Here is a 16441-nt window from a genome sequence, read left to right on the forward strand (position 1 = left end):
CCCCGCGAAAGCCCCGTCGGGATGGTTCCCGACGGGGCTCCGCTGTATCACCCGCCATCGGACATACTCATCCGCCGTTCCTGACACACCGAGGCGCGCCCATGACGTTCTCGCGCGTGACCTTCGCTGCCGCAAGGCCGATACTGCCGATAGTGGCATCCCAGCCGAGGCCCGCCCGAGCAAAGACGCAGTTCAGTGACTGCCCTGTTGGGCTCCCCAGGAGGCACCCATGAAGATGTTGATCAATGTCCCGGAGACCGTGGTGGCGGACGCGTTGCGCGGGATGGCGGCAGCCCATCCCGAGCTGGCGGTGGACGTGGCGAACCGGGTGATCGTCCGCAAGGACGCACCGGTGGCCGGGAAGGTGGCGCTGGTGTCCGGCGGGGGGTCGGGGCACGAGCCGTTGCACGGCGGGTTCGTGGGGCCGGGAATGCTGTCGGCGGCCTGTCCCGGTGAGGTGTTCACCTCCCCCGTGCCCGACCAGATGCTGCGGGCCGCGGCGGCCGTGGACAGCGGGGCCGGGGTGCTGTTCATCGTGAAGAACTACACCGGTGACGTGCTCAACTTCGACATGGCCGCCGAACTGGCCGAGGACGAGGGCATCCAGGTCGCGAAGGTGCTGGTCAACGATGACGTGGCGGTGACCGACAGCCTGTACACGGCCGGCCGGCGGGGCACGGGCGCGACCCTGTTCGTGGAGAAGATCGCGGGCGCGGCGGCGGACGAGGGGCAGCCGCTGGAGCGGGTGGAGGCGCTCGCCCGGCAGGTGAACGAGAACTCCCGCAGCTTCGGCGTGGCCCTGAGCGCCTGCACCACCCCCTCCAAGGGCACTCCCACCTTCGATCTCCCGGACGGGGAACTGGAGTTGGGCATCGGCATCCACGGCGAGCCGGGCCGGGAGCGGCGGCCGATGATGACGTCCGGCGAGATCGCCGAGGTCGCGCTGGACGCGATCCTGGACGACCTCACCCCGCGCAACCCGGTGCTGGTCCTGGTCAACGGCATGGGCGCGACCCCGCTGCTGGAGCTGTACGGGTTCAACGCCGAGGTGCAGCGGGTGCTCGGGGAACGCGGGGTTCCGGTGGCCCGTGTCCTCGTCGGCAACTACGTGACGTCCCTCGACATGGCGGGCGCCTCGGTCACCCTGTGCCAGGTCGACGAGGAGCTGCTGCGGCTGTGGGACGCGCCGGTGCGCACTCCGGGGCTGCGCTGGGGCATGTGAAGGTCGCTGGTGCCATGGTTCAGGAGTACCTACCACGCGAGGAGTTCCCGTGCTCGACGCCGACTTCTTCCGCCGTTGGATGACGGCCACCGCCGCTTCCGTGGACCGTGAGGCGGAGCGGCTCACCGCCCTCGACTCGCCGATCGGGGACGCCGATCACGGCAGCAACCTCCAGCGCGGGTTCCGGGCGGTGCGGGAGGCGCTGGAGAAGGAGCCGCCCGACACTCCCGGAGCGGTGCTGACCCGGTCCGGGCGCGTGCTGATCTCGACGGTGGGCGGGGCCTCCGGCCCGCTGTACGGAACCCTGCTGCGCCGTACCGGCAAGGCGCTCGGCGACGCCTCGGAGGTGGACGAGGGGCAGCTGGCCGAGGCGCTGCGCGCCGGGGTGGACGCGGTGCGGCAGCTCGGTGGCGCGGCGCCGGGTGACAAGACGATGATCGACGCGCTGGTGCCGGCGGTGGACGCGCTCGGTGACTCGTTCGCCGCGGCGCGCGACGCCGCCGAGGAGGGTGCCGTGGCGACGACGCCGATGCTGGCGCGCAAGGGCAGGGCGAGCTATCTGGGTGAGCGCAGTGTCGGGCACCAGGATCCCGGGGCCACGTCGGCGGCGCTGCTGATCGCCGGGCTCGTCGACGCGGCGGCGGACGGGGAGGCCGGCGGTGAGTGACGAGAAGCTGGTCGGGATCGTGCTGGTGTCGCACAGCGCGGCGGTGGCCGCGTCGGTGGCGGAGCTGGCGAAGGGCCTGGCCGGCGCCGGCGGCGCGGTGCCCGTGGCTCCGGCGGGTGGCACCGAGAGCGGTGGGCTCGGCACGAGCGCCGAGTTGATCGCCGCGGCGGCCGCGTCCGTCGACCGCGGGGCGGGGGTGGCCGTGCTGACCGACCTGGGCAGCGCGGTGCTCACCGTGAAGGCGTTGCTCGCCGAGGGCGACGAACTCCCCGAGGACACGCGGCTGGTGGACGCGCCGTTCGTGGAGGGCGCGGTGGCCGCGGTGGTCACGGCCTCCACGGGGGCGGACCTGGCGGCGGTGGAGGCGGCGGCCGTGGAGGCGTACACGTACCGGAAGGTGTGAGGTGTGCGGGGGCGGACGGGGTGCCGTCCCGTCGGCTCCCGCCGGCCGGTTCAGCGGCCGGCGTCCACGAACGTGCGGGCGAGGCGCTCCCCTTCGGTCACCGCGGCGTCGTGGTCCTCGATGGGGGTCACCCGGCTGTTCTTGAACACGATGTAGGTGACGCCGGAGGAGGTTCCTCCGGAGCGCGGGTCGGGGTCGATGCCGAGGGACTCGGCGGCGGCGTAGGATGCCTCGCCGATGATGTCGGCGGGGCCGGTGTCACCGACGACCGCGTAGCGCACCCGGTCGCGGTACACCACGGCCGCGACCGAGCCGCCGCGCACGCCGTGGGACCGGTGGTTCCACAGGGAGCTCGACGCGGGCACCACCACGTAGGGGGTCTCCTCGGAGCTCAGCGGACGGCCGTCGGACTGGGCGAAGGCGGTCGAGGAGGAGAAGTACGGGTCGGTGCCGGCGTTGCAGCGGGGGCCGGGACGGCCGTCGCAGTCGATGTCCATGTCGGCCTTCCAGAACACGGCGTCGCGGGTACCGCACACCGGGACGGTGGCCTCGGCGCCGTGGTCCTTGCGGTAGAGGCCGCTGGAGACGGGTGTGCAGTCGCGTACCTCGGCCAGGAGGTCGGCGGCGGAGACGGGGTCCGCCCGCCGCGCGACCGGTTCGGTACGGGGCCGCGGGGCGATGGCGGGGGACGCGGTCGTGGGGGGCGCGGTGACGGGGGGAACGCCGGCGGGGGGAACGGTGCCGGGAGGAACCGCGGCGAAAGGCGCGGGTCCGGGAGACACGGTGGAGGAATACGCAAGGCCGGGCGGCGCGGTGGTGGATGGCTCAGTGCCGGGAGACGCGGTGATGGAATGCGCGGGGCCGGGGGGCGGCGACGGGGTCAGCAGGGCGATACCGGCCATGGCCAGGGTGAGCGACTGGACACGGGACACCATCAAGGGGGGCCTCTCGTCGGGGACACGGACGCACGCTCACGGGCACTTTGCCCCATTTCGTCCATGTTTGACGGCGTGACGGCCGCGACAGGGCCGGGAGGGCGCACGATCGCACCAGCGGTGACGACGGGGGCCGGCGCCCGGGCCCGTGTCGACCCGGGCCGTCCGGCCACCCGCGCCGGCGCGGGATCTGCGACGACAGCGGTCCGCGCCATGGACCTGAACTCCCCCGCCCTGACGGTTGGTTCGGCCCGTTCGGACTTCAGCATACGTAACCCGTGCGGGCACTTCCCCCCTGCCGTCCTCTTGATGTGGTCGCGTCAGCCAGCGCATATTGGTACGGACCTTTGTTCGGCGTTCCTTGAGTGGCGCCCCGGGAGGCAGTGTCGTGCGTGGCGTTCCCCCAGCCGTGTCCCCGCGTCGCCTACTGGCGCTCTGCGGGGTCCTCCTGCTGCTCGCCTCCTGCCGATGGGGCGGATCGGAGGACGCCGGTGGGGGCGAACGGCCGCCCGGAGCGCCGACCGGCGTCACGGCCGAGGCCGGCAGCGCCACCAGCGTGCATGTCATGTGGAACGCGGTCGCCGCGGCCGACGCCGAGGTGAGCCGGTACGAGGTGTATCGAGGCACCACAAAGGTCAAAGAAGTACCCGGTTCCGAGCACATGGTGGATGTCACCAGGCTGCGTCCCGGGACCGCCTATGACTTCACGGTGCGGGCCCGGGACGCCGACGGCCGGCTCGGACCGCCCAGCCGGGAGGTACGGGCGACGACACCCGGGGCGGCCACGGCCGACGACACCGCTCCCACCCGTCCGGCGGAGCTCCGTGGCCGGGCGGCCGGGAGCCGGGCGGCCCAGCTGTCGTGGTCCGCCGCGACCGACGACCGGGGCGTGGTGTCGTACGACGTCCACCAGGGCGGAACGAAGATCCACAGTGTCGGCGGGAACCAGACGGCCACCGTGGTCACGGGGCTGCGGCCGGGCACCCGCTACACGTTCACCGTCCGGGCCCGGGACGCGGCCGACAACCTCTCCCCACCCGGCGCCGCGGTCCGCCTCACCACCGCCGGCACCGCGACCGCGGACGCCCGGGCCACCGCCCCCACCGGCTTCCGCGCCACGAGCGAGAAGTCCGACGGCGCGTACCACATCGTCCTCGACTGGGAGCCGCCGCGCGTCGACGGGGTGGTCACCGAGTACGAGGTGCGCCTCGACGGACGTGTCGCCACCTCGCTCGTCTACGGCGGTGAGGCACCCCGCGACCGGGCCACGTACCGCTTCTACGCCGGCCGGGAGGCCGGGGTCACCCACCGGGTGCGGATCCGGGCGAAGCTGCCGGACGGGACCTGGGGCGGTCTCTCGGCGGAGCGCACGGTGACGACCGGCACCGGGCGCTGAAACGGCCCCGGCTCGACCGCCCGGAGGAAGCCGTCACCTGCCCGGATGCGGCCGGAGTGCGCGCCGGTCGGGCTGCCCGTTGGCTTGCCTCGTGGCAGCACGGGCGCTCCCCGACCTCGGCGGCGCAAGGGATGTACCGCCGGCCGTGCCGCCGGAAGGCAGTCCACATGCGCATCTCGAAGCCCCTGCTCCGCTCCGGTCCGACCACGGCAGCCGCCGCCGCGCTCGCCCTGGCACTGACCGGGCCGGCCGCCGCTGCCGGGATCTCCGTCAGCACCACCGGCTCGACGGTCTCGGTCACCACCACCGCGTGCACCCAGATCAACGGTCAGTGGGGCACCGCCTCGCTGCTCGGCAGCGGCCAGGCGAGCTTCTCGCAGGGCCGTCAGGTGGCGCTGTCGGGGACCGCGTCGGGACAGTCCGCCGCCTGGTCCAACGTCAGTCCGGGCACGTACACGGTGATCGTGATGTGCTCGAACGGCAACACGGCGGGCACGCAGTCCGTCGTCGTCTCCACGTCGCCCAGCCCGACGGTCTCCCCCACGGCCTCGCCGACGCGCGGGGTGATGGGCGGCATCGGCGGCGGCTCCACGGACTACGGCACGGTCACGCTGGTGGCGGGCGGCGCGCTGGTCGGCACCGGCGTCGTCGCCACGGCCTGGTACCTGCGCCGCCGCACCAAGCCGCGCCACTACTAGAGCCGGCGCCGGCCGCCATCACGTCCGACGCGCTCCGGTCGGGCGGCCGGCGTCGTCCCGCCGCGGTGTCCCGGGGTCACGCCTCCCGCGTGTCCGGGTGCTCCGGTCCGCCGGTCTCCGGCAGCCGGGCGAACTCCGCGAGCGCGCCGTCGAGCCACTGGGTCCAGAAGGTCTCCAGGTCGATGCCCGCCCGCAGCACCAGATGCCGCAGCCGGTCCTCGGGCCCGTCCCTGCCGGGCGGGAAGTCGCGCTGCTCGATCTCCCGGTACTCCGCCAACTGCCGCTCGTGCAGCTCCCGGTGGCGCCTGAGATCGTCCTCGAGGCCGGCCGTGCCGACCACGGCCGCGGCCCTCAGCCGCAGCAGCATCGCGTCGCGGTGCGGCTTGGGGTCCTGGGACGCGGCGGTCCACCGGGCCAGTTCGTCCCGCCCCGCCGGCAGCACCTCGTACGCCTTCTTCTGGCCCCGGGCGGGCTGGTCGGAGGGGAGGGCCCGGATCAGGCCCTCCGCCTCCAGTTTCCCGAGCTCGCGATAGATCTGCTGGTGCGTCGCGGACCAGAAGTAGCCGATCGACCGGTCGAACCGGCGGGTCAGCTCCAGCCCCGACGACGGCTTCTCGAGCAGGGCGGTGAGGATCGCGTGCGGGAGTGACATGGGCTCATCCTAGGGACGGGCCGCGCCCGGCCTACAGCCCCGCCGCCAGCTCCGTTCCCTGCTTGATGGCGCGCTTGGCGTCCAGTTCGGCGGCCACGTCGGCGCCGCCGATCAGATGGACGGCCCGGCCGGCGGCGACCAGCTCCTCGTACAGGTCGCGGCGCGGCTCCTGCCCGGTGCACAGGACGACCGTGTCGACCTCCAGAACGGTGCTCTCGCCGTCGATGGTGACGTGCAGTCCGGCGTCGTCGATCCGGTCGTAGCGCACGCCCGGGACCATGGTGACGCCGCGGTGCTTGAGCTCGGTGCGGTGGATCCAGCCGGTGGTCTTGCCGAGGCCGGCGCCGACCTTGGACGTCTTGCGCTGGAGCAGGTGCACAGTACGCGGCGGGGCGGGCCGCTCGGGTGCGGCGAGGCCGCCGGGGGCGCGGTAGTCGAGGTCGACGCCCCACTGACGGAAGTACGTCTCCGGGTTCTCGTGCGCCTTGTCGCCGCCGTCGGTGAGGAATTCGGCCACGTCGAAGCCGATGCCGCCCGCGCCGAGGATCGCGACCCGGTCGCCGACGGGGGCGCCGTCGCGGAGCACGTCGAGGTAGCCGAGGACGCTCGGGTGGTCGACACCGGGAATGTCGGGGACGCGGGGGGTGACGCCGGTGGCGACGACGACCTCGTCGTGTCCGGCCACGTCGTCGGCGGTGACGCGGGTGTCCAGGCGTATGTCGACGGCCAGTTCGGCGAGCCGCGTGCGGAAGTAGCGCAGGGTCTCGTCGAACTCCTGCTTGCCGGGGACCCTGCGGGCGACGTTGAGCTGCCCGCCGATCTCGCTCGCGGCGTCGAACAGGGTGACGTCGTGGCCGCGTTCGGCGGCGCTCACCGCGCAGGCGAGGCCGGCCGGGCCTGCGCCCACGACGGCGACGCGCTTGCGGCGGCGGGTCGGGGACAGCACCAGCTCGGTCTCGTGGCAGGCGCGCGGGTTGACCAGGCAGGAGGTGATCTGTCCGCTGAAGGTGTGGTCGAGGCAGGCCTGGTTGCAGCCGATGCAGGTGTTGATCGCCTCGGGCCGGCCGTCGGCGGCCTTGGCCACGAAGTCGGGGTCGGCGAGCATCGGACGGGCCATCGACACCATGTCCGCCGTACCCTCGGCGAGCAACTGCTCCGCGAGTTCAGGGGTGTTGATGCGGTTGGTGGTGACCAGCGGGACCGAGACCTCGCCCATGAGCCGCTTGGTGACCCAGGTGTAGGCGCCGCGCGGGACCGAGGTGGCGATGGTGGGGATGCGGGCCTCGTGCCAGCCGATGCCGGTGTTGATGATCGTGGCGCCGGCGGCCTCGACGGCCTTGGCGAGGGTGATCACCTCGTCCAGCGTGGAGCCGCCGGGCACCAGGTCGAGCATGGAGAGCCGGTAGACGACGATGAAGTCCTCGCCGACCGCCTCGCGCACCCGGCGGACGATCTCGACGGGGAGGCGCATGCGGTTCTCGTAGGAGCCGCCCCAGCGGTCGGTGCGGTGGTTGGTCTGTGCGGCGATGAACTCGTTGATCAAATAGCCCTCGGAGCCCATGATCTCCACGCCGTCGTAGCCGGCCCGCCGGGCGAGGCGGGCGGCGCGGGCGTAGTCGTCGATGGTGCGCTCGACCTCGGCGTCCGTGAGCTCGCGGGGCGGGAAGGGGCTGATCGGCGCCTGCACGGGGCTGGGGGCGACCAGGTCCTTGTGGTAGGCGTACCGGCCGAAGTGCAGGATCTGCATCGCGATGCGCCCGCCCTCGCGGTGCACGGCCGCGGTGATCACCTCGTGCTGCTCGGCCTCCGCCTCGGTGGTCAGCTTGGCACCGCCCTCGTAGGGCCGCCCCTCGTCGTTGGGGGCGATGCCGCCGGTGACGATGAGACCGACTCCGCCGCGGGCACGGGCGGCGTAGAACTCGGCCATGCGGGAGAAGCCGCCCTCGGCCTCCTCCAGGCCGACGTGCATGGAACCCATGAGGACCCGGTTGGGCAGGGTGGTGAAGCCCAGGTCGAGCGGGGTCAGCAGGTGGGGGTAACGGCTCATCGGGCCCTCCGTGCGCGGTGTCGTGCCTGTAGTTGTAAGGCACGCGCACCGCCTTATGCAACTAGTTGCATAAAGGTGACGGAGGGCACAGCGATCCGAACGGCGTCACCGGCTCTCGAGCCGGACGTGCAGTTCCTCCTCCTGGTCGCCCGGGACCGTGCTCAGGTCGTGCACCGTGAACAGGGAGTCCAGGGTCGTGCGGAACCGGTCGATCGCCCAGTAGCCGCCGTGCACGTCGGCGTCGACCGACGAGGACAGCCGCGCCTGCGGCCGGGCGCCCTCGAGCGTGTCGGCGACGTCGAACGTGCCCAGCCACACCGTCGGGCGGGTCTCGGAGAACTCCTCCGGTACGTCGTCGGCGCACCGGTCGGACGTGAAGCACGCGCACAGCGTGTCGAACACGATCCGGGCGTCGTCCTTGCTGCATCCGCTGATCTCGACCGAGACGGATTCCGGGTGCGGTCGCTCGCTGCCCATCGTGATCGCTCCTCTCGTGGCCCACGCCGTCCCCGCCCCCCACTCAGCAAAGCACCACACGCCAATGAGCACTACCCGCGCGCCGCTGCCGCGGTGACGAGTTCGCGGGGCGCCCGCCACGATGGTGGGAGAAGCTGGAATCGAACGGCAGGAGCGGCGGAAATTCGCCCCCGCGCGCGGTAGAACAAGGGGTGTCGGCACGGCGACGTGCCGTGGGAATCGGTGAAGGCGGGGCGTGCGATGAGTGCAGCGGGGTCACTCCCGGCCGACGGCGACGGGCCGGTTCGTCCCAGTGGGCTGCTCGACGTGCTGCGCGTGGCCTCGGTGGTCCTGGACACCGAGGGGCGGATCGTGCTGTGGAGCCCCCAGGCCGAGGAGTTGTTCGGGTACAGCGCCCGGGAGGCGCTCGGCCAGTACGCCGCCCGGATCATGGTGCACGAGCAGCACCTCGACCTGGTGGTGAAGCTGTTCGCCGACGTCATGCGCACCGGCCGGAGCTGGGCCGGGGCCTTCCCGATCCGCCGCAAGGACGGCGCCACCCGGCTGGTGGAGTTCCGCAACATGCGGCTGCTGGACGACCACGGGGAGGTGTACGCCCTAGGCCTGGCGGTGGACCGGTCGACCGTGCGCCGGCTGGAGCAGGACGTGGCCCTGTCCACCCGGATCGTCGCCCAGTCCCCCATCGGTCTCGCCGTGCTGGACACCGGTCTGCGCTACGTCTCGGTGAATCCGGCGCTGGAGCAGATCAACGGTCTGCCGGCCGAGGAGCATCTGGGGCGCACGATCCGGGATGTGCTGCCGATGGTGGACGCCGCGGGGATCGAGGACGCCGCGCGCCAGGTCCTGGCCACCGGCCGGCCCGTCGTCGACCGGTCCCTGACCGGTCGTACACCGGCCGATCCGGATGAGGACCACATCTGGGCCGTCTCGCTGTACCGGCTGGAGAACGCGCTCGGCACGGTACTGGGCGTGGCCGTGTCGGTGGTGGACATCACCGAGCAGTACCGGGCGAACGTGGAGGCGGAGACCGCCCGGCGGCGGCTGGCCGTGATCGCCGACGCCACCGCCCGGATCGGCACCACCCTGGACCTGGACCGTACGGCCGGTGAGCTCGCCGACGTGGCCGTGCCCGAGCTGGCCGACGCGGCGGCGGTGGATCTGCTGGAGGCGGTGGTGCAGGGCCGCCGCAGCACCCTCGGCCCCGCCGAGCCGGCGGTGATCCGGGCGCTGGCGGTGCGCTGGGCGGACGGGTCCGACGTCCTGTCGGCGGCCGACCCGCCGGGCCAGGTCACCCGGTACGCGCCGGACCGGCTGATCACCGAGTGCGTACGCACCGGCCGGCCGGTGATGGTGCCGCAGGCGAAGGACGAGGACCTGGCGCGGATCGCCCGCTCACCGGAGGCGGCCGCGCTGCTGGCGCGGGCGGGTGTCCACTCGTATCTGGCCGTTCCGCTGATCGCGCGCGGGGAGGTGCTGGGGGCGCTCGATCTCACCCGCATGCGCAACCCCCGCCCGTTCGACGAGGACGATCTGCTGCTCGCGCGGGAACTGGCCTCCCGCGCGGCCGTGCAGATCGACAACGCCCGCTGGTACCAGAACGCCCGCGACACCGCCCTCACCCTCCAGCGCAGTCTGCTGCCGAGCCATCCGCCCGTGACGGGCGGGCTCGAGGTCGCCTCCCGCTACCAGCCGGCGGGCGCCACGAGCGAGGTGGGCGGCGACTGGTTCGACGTCATCCCGCTGGAGGACGGCAAGACGGCGCTCGTGGTGGGGGACGTGATGGGCAGCGGCATTCCCGCGGCGGCCACCATGGGCCGGCTGCGCACGGCGACCCACACCCTCGCCTCCCTCGGCCTCGATCCGGCCGTGCTCCTGGAGCACCTCGACCGGATCACCGTCGGCCTGGACCAGGCGATCGCCACCTGTGTGTACGCCGTCCACGATCCCCGTGAGCGACGGTGCACCATCGCCAACGCCGGACATCTGCCGCCGGCCCGGGTGCGGGCGGGCCACGCCCCGGAACTGCTCGATCTGCCGACGGGGGTGCCGCTGGGCGTGGGCGGGGTCGCGTTCTCCACGACCTCCGTCGACCTGGAGCCGGGCGACCGGCTGGTGTTCTACACCGACGGTCTCGTCGAGACGCGCCGCCATACGCTCGACGAGCGCCTGGACCGGCTGCTCGCCCTGCTGGACCATCCCGGCCACTCCCTGGAGGAGGTCTGCGACCTGCTGCTGCGCACCCTCCACGAACCCGACAACGTCGACGACGTGGCCCTCCTCATCGCCCGCGCGACGACCCCACCCTGACGACGAGGCCGACCGGTCCGACTGGTACCAACCGGCCCCACGACGGACCTGTACCGCGACGAGGCCCGGGCCCACGGCCCTGCCCCCCGACGCCACCCGTCGGCGCGCTGCCGTCCGGCGGGCGCACCGTGGGGCCCGGCACGCGGCCGGCACCCGGGCCCCACGACCCGGCCTCCGACACCGCCCACATGGCCGGGCGCACTGTCCCGGGCCGCCCCGCCCGGCGGTAGGCGAAGCAAGGCCCGGCCCCGGCCGGAAGCCGCGACCCGAAAGCTCCCGGGCACGCCCAGGCACACCACCGCCAGGCGCGGCCCAGGACCCGGCACATCACCCGCATACACCGGCACGTCGCCGGCGCCCGGATCCCACGGCCCGGCATCCGACGCGCCCCCCACACCTGGCCGGACGCCACATTCCGGGCCGCCCCCTGGCGGTAGGCGCACCAAGGCCCGCCACGGGGCCGGAAACCACGACCCGAAGACCTTCCAGGCGCACACAGCACACCACCGCCAGGCCGGGGCCCACGGCCCAGCACGCCCCCGGCGCCCGGGGCGCCTTTCCGGACGCAAGGTCCATTGGTCCGCGTGCGGGGCTGCACGGCGAGCGGCTGTGGTGTGAACCCGATCGGCCCGTGGGGCACGGACGAGCGGCCCGGCAGCCGACGAGGGGTGGATTCCGGGCCGGCCCGGGTTCCTAGCGTGCGACGCCGATCACGACGTGGGCGTGGTGGTCCTCGGAGGTGGCCAGGTGGGGGCGCAGGCCGGCCTCGGTGAAGGTGTCGACGGCGGTGGGGGCCTGGTGGCGGCCCGTCTCCACCAGGAGACAGCCGCCCCGCGCGAGCCAGCGGGGCGCCTCCGCGGCGACCCGGCGCAGCACGTCGAGGCCGTCCGTGCCGCCGTCGAGCGCGACGCGCGGCTCGTGGTCGCGGGCCTCCGGGGGCAGCAGGCCGATCTCGTCGCTGGGCACGTACGGCACATTCGCGGCGAGGATGTCGACGCGGCCGCGCAGCTCACCGGGGAGCGCCGCGAACAGGTCGCCCGTGTGGACCTGTCCGCCGAGCCCGGCCACATTGCGGCGGGCGCAGCGCACGGCCGCCGGGTCGATGTCCGCGGCGTGCAGCTCGACCCCGCGGAGGGCCGCGGCCAGGGCGGCGCCGACGGCGCCGGAGCCGCAGCACAGGTCCACGACGACGGACGCGCCGGGCGCCCGGGCGAGGGCCTGTTCGACGAGGAACTCGGTGCGGCGACGGGGCACGAAGACCCCGGGTTCGACGATGACGCGCCGGCCGTGGAACTCGGCCCAGCCGACGACGAGTTCGAGGGGCAGCCCGGCCGCCCGGCGCTCGACCATGGGGGCGACGTCCTGCGGGGTGGGCGCGGCGGCGAGGATCAACTCGGCCTCGTCCTCGGCGAAGACGCAACCGGCGGCGCGCAGCGCGGCCACCACGGCGTCCCGGGACGCGGACGAGGGAAGAGAGGGGGACGGGGACGGCGTGTGCGGCAAGAGCCTGGACCTTTCGGGAGCCGAAGGGCGCTCTCGCGGTCACCTACTGCCGGTGGTCCGCGTCGCATCGAGGGGAGAGCACCCGACCTGACACAGCGGTAATGGGTCTCACCTCCTCGGCATCCCCGGCTGGGCGGTTCCCCGGCCGGACGGCCACAGTACCCGACGATCATCACCCCTGTACGGTGCATGGGAGGACCCGGGATCGCGGAGAGAGGTGTGCACGGGTGGACGCAGCCGAGGCCGTGGAGACCATCCAGCGCGAGATGACGGTCTTCGCCCGCCGTGCCCGCGCGTCGGCCGGGCGCATGCACCCCGAGCTGTCCCTGGTGTCGTACACACTGCTCGGGCATCTGGAGACCGGCGGCGGCTGCCGGGCCACCGACCTCGCCGCCCACTACGCTCTGGACAAGTCCACGGTGAGCCGCCAGGTGACCGCGCTGGAGCGGTCCGGCCTCGTGGAGCGGCGCCCGGATCCCGAGGACCACCGGGTGCAGGTGGTACGGCTCACGTCGGCCGGGCGGCGCATCCTGGGGCAGGTGACCGAGAGCCGCCGCGCGGCCTTCGCGGAACGCCTCGCGGACTGGCCGGAGGAGGACCTGCGCCGGTTCGCCGGCTATCTGGAGCGCTACAACGCGTGGACCCCCTCGCACCCGGCCCGGACCGCACGACCGTGAACGGCCCGGCACCGCGTCGGCCGCGGACACCACGTACCGTTGAACGCGGAAACACTTGAAGCACCAGTCGCAACGGAATCGCCGATCACGTGAACATCACCCGAGGCTTCACCGGCCGCCCGCGCGTGCACAATCCCGGACTGCCACCGGGTCAGTACGACGCCGGCGACGAATGGCCCGTCCTGTCCGCCGAGGTCACCCCCGACATCGCGCCCGCCGACTGGACCTTCCGGATCGACGGGCTGGTGGCGGAGCCCCGCACCTGGGACTGGGAGCAGGCGCACGCGCTGCCGTCCTCGGCGTACGAGGGTGCCATCCACTGTGTGACGAGCTGGTCCAAGTTCGGGGTGCGGTTCGGCGGCGTCTCGCTGGACGCGTTCCTGGACCTGGTCCGGCCCCATGGGACGGCCACCCATGTGGTCGCGTACGCGCACACCGGCTACACCACCAGCCTGCCGCTCGCGGACGTGACCGGCGGCCGGGCGTGGATCGCCTGGGAGTACGACGGCCGGCCGCTGCCCGCCGAGCACGGCGGCCCGGCACGGCTGCTGGTGCCGCATCTGTACTTCTGGAAGAGCGCCAAGTGGATCGCGGGGCTGCGGCTCCTCGACCACGACGAGCCCGGCTTCTGGGAGGGGAACGGCTACCATGCGCGCGGCAACCCCTGGGAGGAGCAGCGGTACACCGGTGACTGAGCAGACGATGCGGGTGGCGCGGGCGCCGCGGTCCGCGCCGGAGCGTTTCGCCCCGCCGACGCGGTTCGCCGTGCCCGGGCGGATCGGCGTGAGCGAGCAGACCGCCTCCGTGTGGCGGACGGCCACACTCACGGAGATCCGCCGCGAGACCCCGCGCGTGTCGACCTTCCGGTTCGCGGTGCCCGGCTGGCCGGGGCATGTGCCGGGGCAACACTTGATGCTGCGGCTGACCGCCGAGGACGGCTATGTGGCCCAGCGCCACTATTCGCTCGCGTCCGCGCCGGACGACTCCGGGCACATCGAGCTGACCCTGGACCATGTCGAGGGCGGCGAGGTCTCGGGCTGGTTCCACACGGTGGCCCGCCCCGGTGACCGGATCGAGGTGCGCGGTCCGCTGAGCGGCTTCTTCGCCTGGCCGGGTGACCGGCCCGCGCTGCTGGTGGGCGCCGGATCGGGCGTGGTTCCGTTGATGTCGATGGTGCGGCACCACCGGAGGCGGGACATGAGACTGCCGCTGCGGCTGCTGGTGTCGGCGCGCGGCCCCGAGGACCTCATCTACGCGCGGGAGTTCGGGGCGGAGACCACTCCGGTGTTCACGCGGAGCGCGCCGGAGGGTGTGGCCGTGGGACGTATGACGGCCGAACATGTGGCGCCGTTCCTGGCCAAGCAGCCACCCGGTGGGTGGGAGGCCTATGTGTGCGGCTCCAACTCCTTCGCCGAGCACGCCTCCAGGCTGCTGGTGGCGGCGGGCCAGCCCGTGGAGCGGATCCGGATCGAGCGCTTCGGCTGACCGGCGTCGCGTCCGTGCGGGCGGTGGGCCGCCCGGGCGGGCGTCCCGTTTCGCTCGGTCGTGGCCGGGCACCCGGCAGCGGCTGTCCGCGTGTGCCGCGCGCCGCGCAGAGGACCGGTGGGGCCGCCGACCCGTACGGCCGTTCACGCCCCTCGGCTGCGGCGACGGCGGGGAGGTCGAGATGCGAATGCGAGTGCTGTGCCGTCGTCGGCGCAGTGCGCTGTGCCGGCGGTCGGACGTCGTCGAGGAGTGGACGACGCTGGCCGTGACGTTGCTGCTGTGTCTGGCGGCACCACTGGTGGGGGCGCTCGTCGCCTGGTGGGCGCACGGCGAGGCACGGGCGACCGCGCTCGAACAACGCGCCGACCGCCACCGCGTGCGCGCCGAGGTGGTGGAGCGCCCCACGGGGGCACGGCCCACCTCCGAGACGGGAGCGCGGCACGCTTTTCGCGCACCCGTGCGCTGGACGGAGCCGGGTGAGGGGTCGCGTTCCGCCGTCGCACGGGTTCCGGCGAACGCGCGCCCCGGTGATGTGGTGAGTGTGTGGTTCGACTCCCGGGGGCGCGATGTGCAGCCCCCGGTCGACGAGGCCTCGGTGTGGCAGTACGGCATCGGCATGGGGACCGGAGCGGCGGGAGGCACGGCGGCCGTGGTGCTGCTCGCGCACAGCGCGGTGCGCGGGGTGTCGATGCGCCGCAGGCTGGCGGAGTGGGACCGGGCATGGGCCCGTACGGAGCCCGCGTGGACGCACCGGGGCGTCTGAGGCGCGCCGGACGGCTCCCGCCAACCCTCGGAGACAACCGCTTTCTACGCCCTCCACCTGGAGCTTTCGCTGGGAGACTCTGGCGGTGTTCCGGGTGGTCCACGTACGGTGTCATCGCTTCGCACTGTCTCTTCACGAAGGCGGTCCCTGATGGCCCTGTTCGACCTTCCGCTCGACGAACTGCGCGAATACCGCAGCGCGTCCACGGCGCCCGAGGACTTCGACGCGTTCTGGTCCAAGACCCTCGAGGAGGCACGCCAGTACGACCTGGACGCCCGTTTCGAGCCGGTCGACACCGGACTGTCCACGGTGCGGGTCTTCGACGTGACGTTCGCGGGGTTCGGCGGTCACCCCGTCAAGGGCTGGCTGACGCTGCCCGCCGGCGCGGACGCCCCGCTGCCGCTGGTGGTGGAGTTCATCGGTTACGGGGGTGGCCGCGGACTGCCCCACGAGCACCTGCTGTGGGCGTCCACGGGCCGGGCCCACTTCGTGATGGACACCCGCGGCCAGGGCAGCGCCTGGGGAGCCGGCGGCGGCACCGCGGATCCGGTGGGCGGCGCGCCGGCGTACCCCGGTTTTATGACGCGCGGCATCGACGCGCCCGAGAACTACTACTACCGCCGGGTGTTCACGGACGCCGTGCGCGCGGTGGAGGCGGCGCGCTCGCACCCGCTGACCGACGCGAGCCGCACGGTCGCCGTGGGCGGCAGTCAGGGCGGAGGCATCACCATCGCCGTGGGCGGGCTGGTCCCGGACCTGGCCGGCATCGCGCCGGACGTGCCGTTCCTCTGCGACTTCCCGCGCGCGACGACGCTCACCGACCGGCAGCCGTACCGGGAGATCGGCTCGTACCTCAAGACACACCGCGGCCGCTTCGAGGACGTCCTGCGCACGCTGTCCTACTTCGACGGCGTCCACTTCGCCGCCCGCGGCACCGCGCCCGCCCTGTTCTCGGCGGCCCTGGAGGACCAGACCTGCCCGCCCTCGACGGTGTTCGGCGCCTTCAACGCCTGGGCGCACGACGACAAGGCGATCGAGGTGTACGACTTCAACGACCACGAGGGCGGCGGCCCGTTCCAGGAGGCGGCCAAGCTGCGCTGGATGCGCCGCCACATCTGAGGGAACCGCACGGTTCCGGCCGAACTGCCGGACCACTCTTCCCTGGTGGTGTAGACCAATGGTAGATGTGGTGGCGCAATGAGCCCGCGC

Annotated in this window: 16 protein-coding genes; 11 read left to right on the forward strand and 5 right to left on the reverse strand. The window is 73.3% G+C overall.

The features are described 5' to 3' along the window. Nucleotides 1–229: 229 nt before the first annotated feature. Genes dhaK through ACZ470_RS28345 form a run of 3 tightly spaced genes read left to right on the forward strand, consistent with a single transcriptional unit; the run spans nt 230 to nt 2292 of the window. The gene (dhaK, locus tag ACZ470_RS28335) at nt 230–1222 is read left to right on the forward strand and encodes a dihydroxyacetone kinase subunit DhaK (RefSeq protein WP_468431696.1); all 993 of its coding nucleotides are present in this window, start codon (nt 230–232) and stop codon (nt 1220–1222) included. A gap of 49 nt (nt 1223–1271) precedes the next feature. Next, entirely contained in the window at nt 1272–1889 is a 618-nt protein-coding gene (gene dhaL / locus ACZ470_RS28340; protein ID WP_468431698.1) for a dihydroxyacetone kinase subunit DhaL, read from the forward strand. Further along, entirely contained in the window at nt 1882–2292 is a 411-nt protein-coding gene (locus tag ACZ470_RS28345; protein WP_468431700.1) for a PTS-dependent dihydroxyacetone kinase phosphotransferase subunit DhaM, read from the forward strand. The genes dhaL and ACZ470_RS28345 overlap by 8 nt, the downstream gene beginning before the upstream one ends. Nucleotides 2293–2342: 50 nt before the next feature. On the opposite strand, the gene ACZ470_RS28350 is transcribed toward ACZ470_RS28345, so the two are convergent. Beyond that, complete coding sequence (locus ACZ470_RS28350) at nt 2343–3074, reverse strand: glycoside hydrolase family 75 protein (RefSeq protein ID WP_468431702.1); 732 nt, start codon at nt 3072–3074, stop codon at nt 2343–2345. A 541-nt stretch (nt 3075–3615) separates the two neighbouring features. Here ACZ470_RS28350 and ACZ470_RS28355 point away from each other — a divergent pair. Together ACZ470_RS28355 and ACZ470_RS28360 are read left to right on the forward strand one after the other, a co-directional pair. Continuing rightward, nucleotides 3616–4623: a fibronectin type III domain-containing protein gene (locus tag ACZ470_RS28355; RefSeq protein WP_468431704.1), complete on the forward strand. Its 1008-nt coding sequence runs from the start codon at nt 3616–3618 to the stop codon at nt 4621–4623. A gap of 167 nt (nt 4624–4790) precedes the next feature. After that, nucleotides 4791–5321: a hypothetical protein gene (locus ACZ470_RS28360; RefSeq protein WP_468431706.1), complete on the forward strand. Its 531-nt coding sequence runs from the start codon at nt 4791–4793 to the stop codon at nt 5319–5321. A gap of 76 nt (nt 5322–5397) precedes the next feature. Here the strand turns inward: ACZ470_RS28360 and ACZ470_RS28365 are convergent, their stop codons facing one another. The 3 genes from ACZ470_RS28365 to ACZ470_RS28375 form a co-directional block, all read right to left on the reverse strand. Further along, nucleotides 5398–5973 (reverse strand): PadR family transcriptional regulator, encoded by a 576-nt coding sequence (locus ACZ470_RS28365; protein WP_468431708.1) that lies wholly within the window; start codon nt 5971–5973, stop codon nt 5398–5400. 31 nt (nt 5974–6004) lie between these two features. After that, nucleotides 6005–8020 carry an FAD-dependent oxidoreductase gene (locus ACZ470_RS28370; protein ID WP_468431710.1) on the reverse strand — a complete coding sequence of 672 codons (2016 nt, stop codon included), beginning with the start codon at nt 8018–8020 and terminating at the stop codon, nt 6005–6007. A 105-nt stretch (nt 8021–8125) separates the two neighbouring features. After that, nucleotides 8126–8497, reverse strand: coding sequence for a hypothetical protein (locus ACZ470_RS28375; protein WP_468431712.1), 372 nt, complete (start codon nt 8495–8497; stop codon nt 8126–8128). Nucleotides 8498–8737: 240 nt separating this feature from the next. Here ACZ470_RS28375 and ACZ470_RS28380 point away from each other — a divergent pair, with 240 nt between their 5' ends. Continuing rightward, nucleotides 8738–10804, forward strand: coding sequence for a SpoIIE family protein phosphatase (locus tag ACZ470_RS28380; RefSeq protein WP_468431714.1), 2067 nt, complete (start codon nt 8738–8740; stop codon nt 10802–10804). Between the two features lie 693 nt (nt 10805–11497). Here ACZ470_RS28380 and ACZ470_RS28385 read toward each other — a convergent pair. Continuing rightward, complete coding sequence (locus tag ACZ470_RS28385; RefSeq protein WP_468431716.1) at nt 11498–12307, reverse strand: putative protein N(5)-glutamine methyltransferase; 810 nt, start codon at nt 12305–12307, stop codon at nt 11498–11500. A 227-nt stretch (nt 12308–12534) separates the two neighbouring features. On the opposite strand from ACZ470_RS28385, the gene ACZ470_RS28390 reads away from it, so the two are divergent. From ACZ470_RS28390 to ACZ470_RS28410, 5 genes are all read left to right on the forward strand, one after another. Then, a complete protein-coding gene (locus ACZ470_RS28390; protein ID WP_468431718.1) occupies nt 12535–12984 on the forward strand; it encodes a MarR family winged helix-turn-helix transcriptional regulator in 450 nt (149 codons plus the stop codon). 89 nt (nt 12985–13073) lie between these two features. Continuing rightward, nucleotides 13074–13679 carry a sulfite oxidase-like oxidoreductase gene (locus tag ACZ470_RS28395; RefSeq protein ID WP_468431720.1) on the forward strand — a complete coding sequence of 202 codons (606 nt, stop codon included), beginning with the start codon at nt 13074–13076 and terminating at the stop codon, nt 13677–13679. Nucleotides 13680–13686: 7 nt separating this feature from the next. Further along, nucleotides 13687–14469 (forward strand): ferredoxin reductase, encoded by a 783-nt coding sequence (locus ACZ470_RS28400; protein ID WP_468431797.1) that lies wholly within the window; start codon nt 13687–13689, stop codon nt 14467–14469. Between the two features lie 181 nt (nt 14470–14650). After that, the gene (locus tag ACZ470_RS28405; protein WP_468431722.1) at nt 14651–15232 is read left to right on the forward strand and encodes an Rv1733c family protein; all 582 of its coding nucleotides are present in this window, start codon (nt 14651–14653) and stop codon (nt 15230–15232) included. A 150-nt stretch (nt 15233–15382) separates the two neighbouring features. Next, nucleotides 15383–16351, forward strand: coding sequence for an acetylxylan esterase (locus ACZ470_RS28410; RefSeq protein WP_468431724.1), 969 nt, complete (start codon nt 15383–15385; stop codon nt 16349–16351). The last annotated feature ends 90 nt before the right edge of the window (nt 16352–16441 follow it).

It is taken from the genome of Streptomyces sp. NPDC031111, assembly GCF_055570675.1.

Excerpts from the sequence above, each read along its gene's own strand:
- dhaK (WP_468431696.1), top strand. The coding sequence starts at position 230 with ATGAAGATGTTGATCAATGTCCCGGAGACCGTGGTGGCGGACGCGTTG.
- ACZ470_RS28360 (WP_468431706.1), top strand. The coding sequence starts at position 4,791 with ATGCGCATCTCGAAGCCCCTGCTCCGCTCCGGTCCGACCACGGCAGCC.
- ACZ470_RS28365 (WP_468431708.1), bottom strand. The coding sequence starts at position 5,973 with ATGTCACTCCCGCACGCGATCCTCACCGCCCTGCTCGAGAAGCCGTCG.
- ACZ470_RS28370 (WP_468431710.1), bottom strand. The coding sequence starts at position 8,020 with ATGAGCCGTTACCCCCACCTGCTGACCCCGCTCGACCTGGGCTTCACC.
- ACZ470_RS28375 (WP_468431712.1), bottom strand. The coding sequence starts at position 8,497 with ATGGGCAGCGAGCGACCGCACCCGGAATCCGTCTCGGTCGAGATCAGC.
- ACZ470_RS28380 (WP_468431714.1), top strand. The coding sequence starts at position 8,738 with ATGAGTGCAGCGGGGTCACTCCCGGCCGACGGCGACGGGCCGGTTCGT.
- ACZ470_RS28400 (WP_468431797.1), top strand. The coding sequence starts at position 13,687 with ATGCGGGTGGCGCGGGCGCCGCGGTCCGCGCCGGAGCGTTTCGCCCCG.
- ACZ470_RS28405 (WP_468431722.1), top strand. The coding sequence starts at position 14,651 with ATGCGAATGCGAGTGCTGTGCCGTCGTCGGCGCAGTGCGCTGTGCCGG.
- ACZ470_RS28410 (WP_468431724.1), top strand. The coding sequence starts at position 15,383 with ATGGCCCTGTTCGACCTTCCGCTCGACGAACTGCGCGAATACCGCAGC.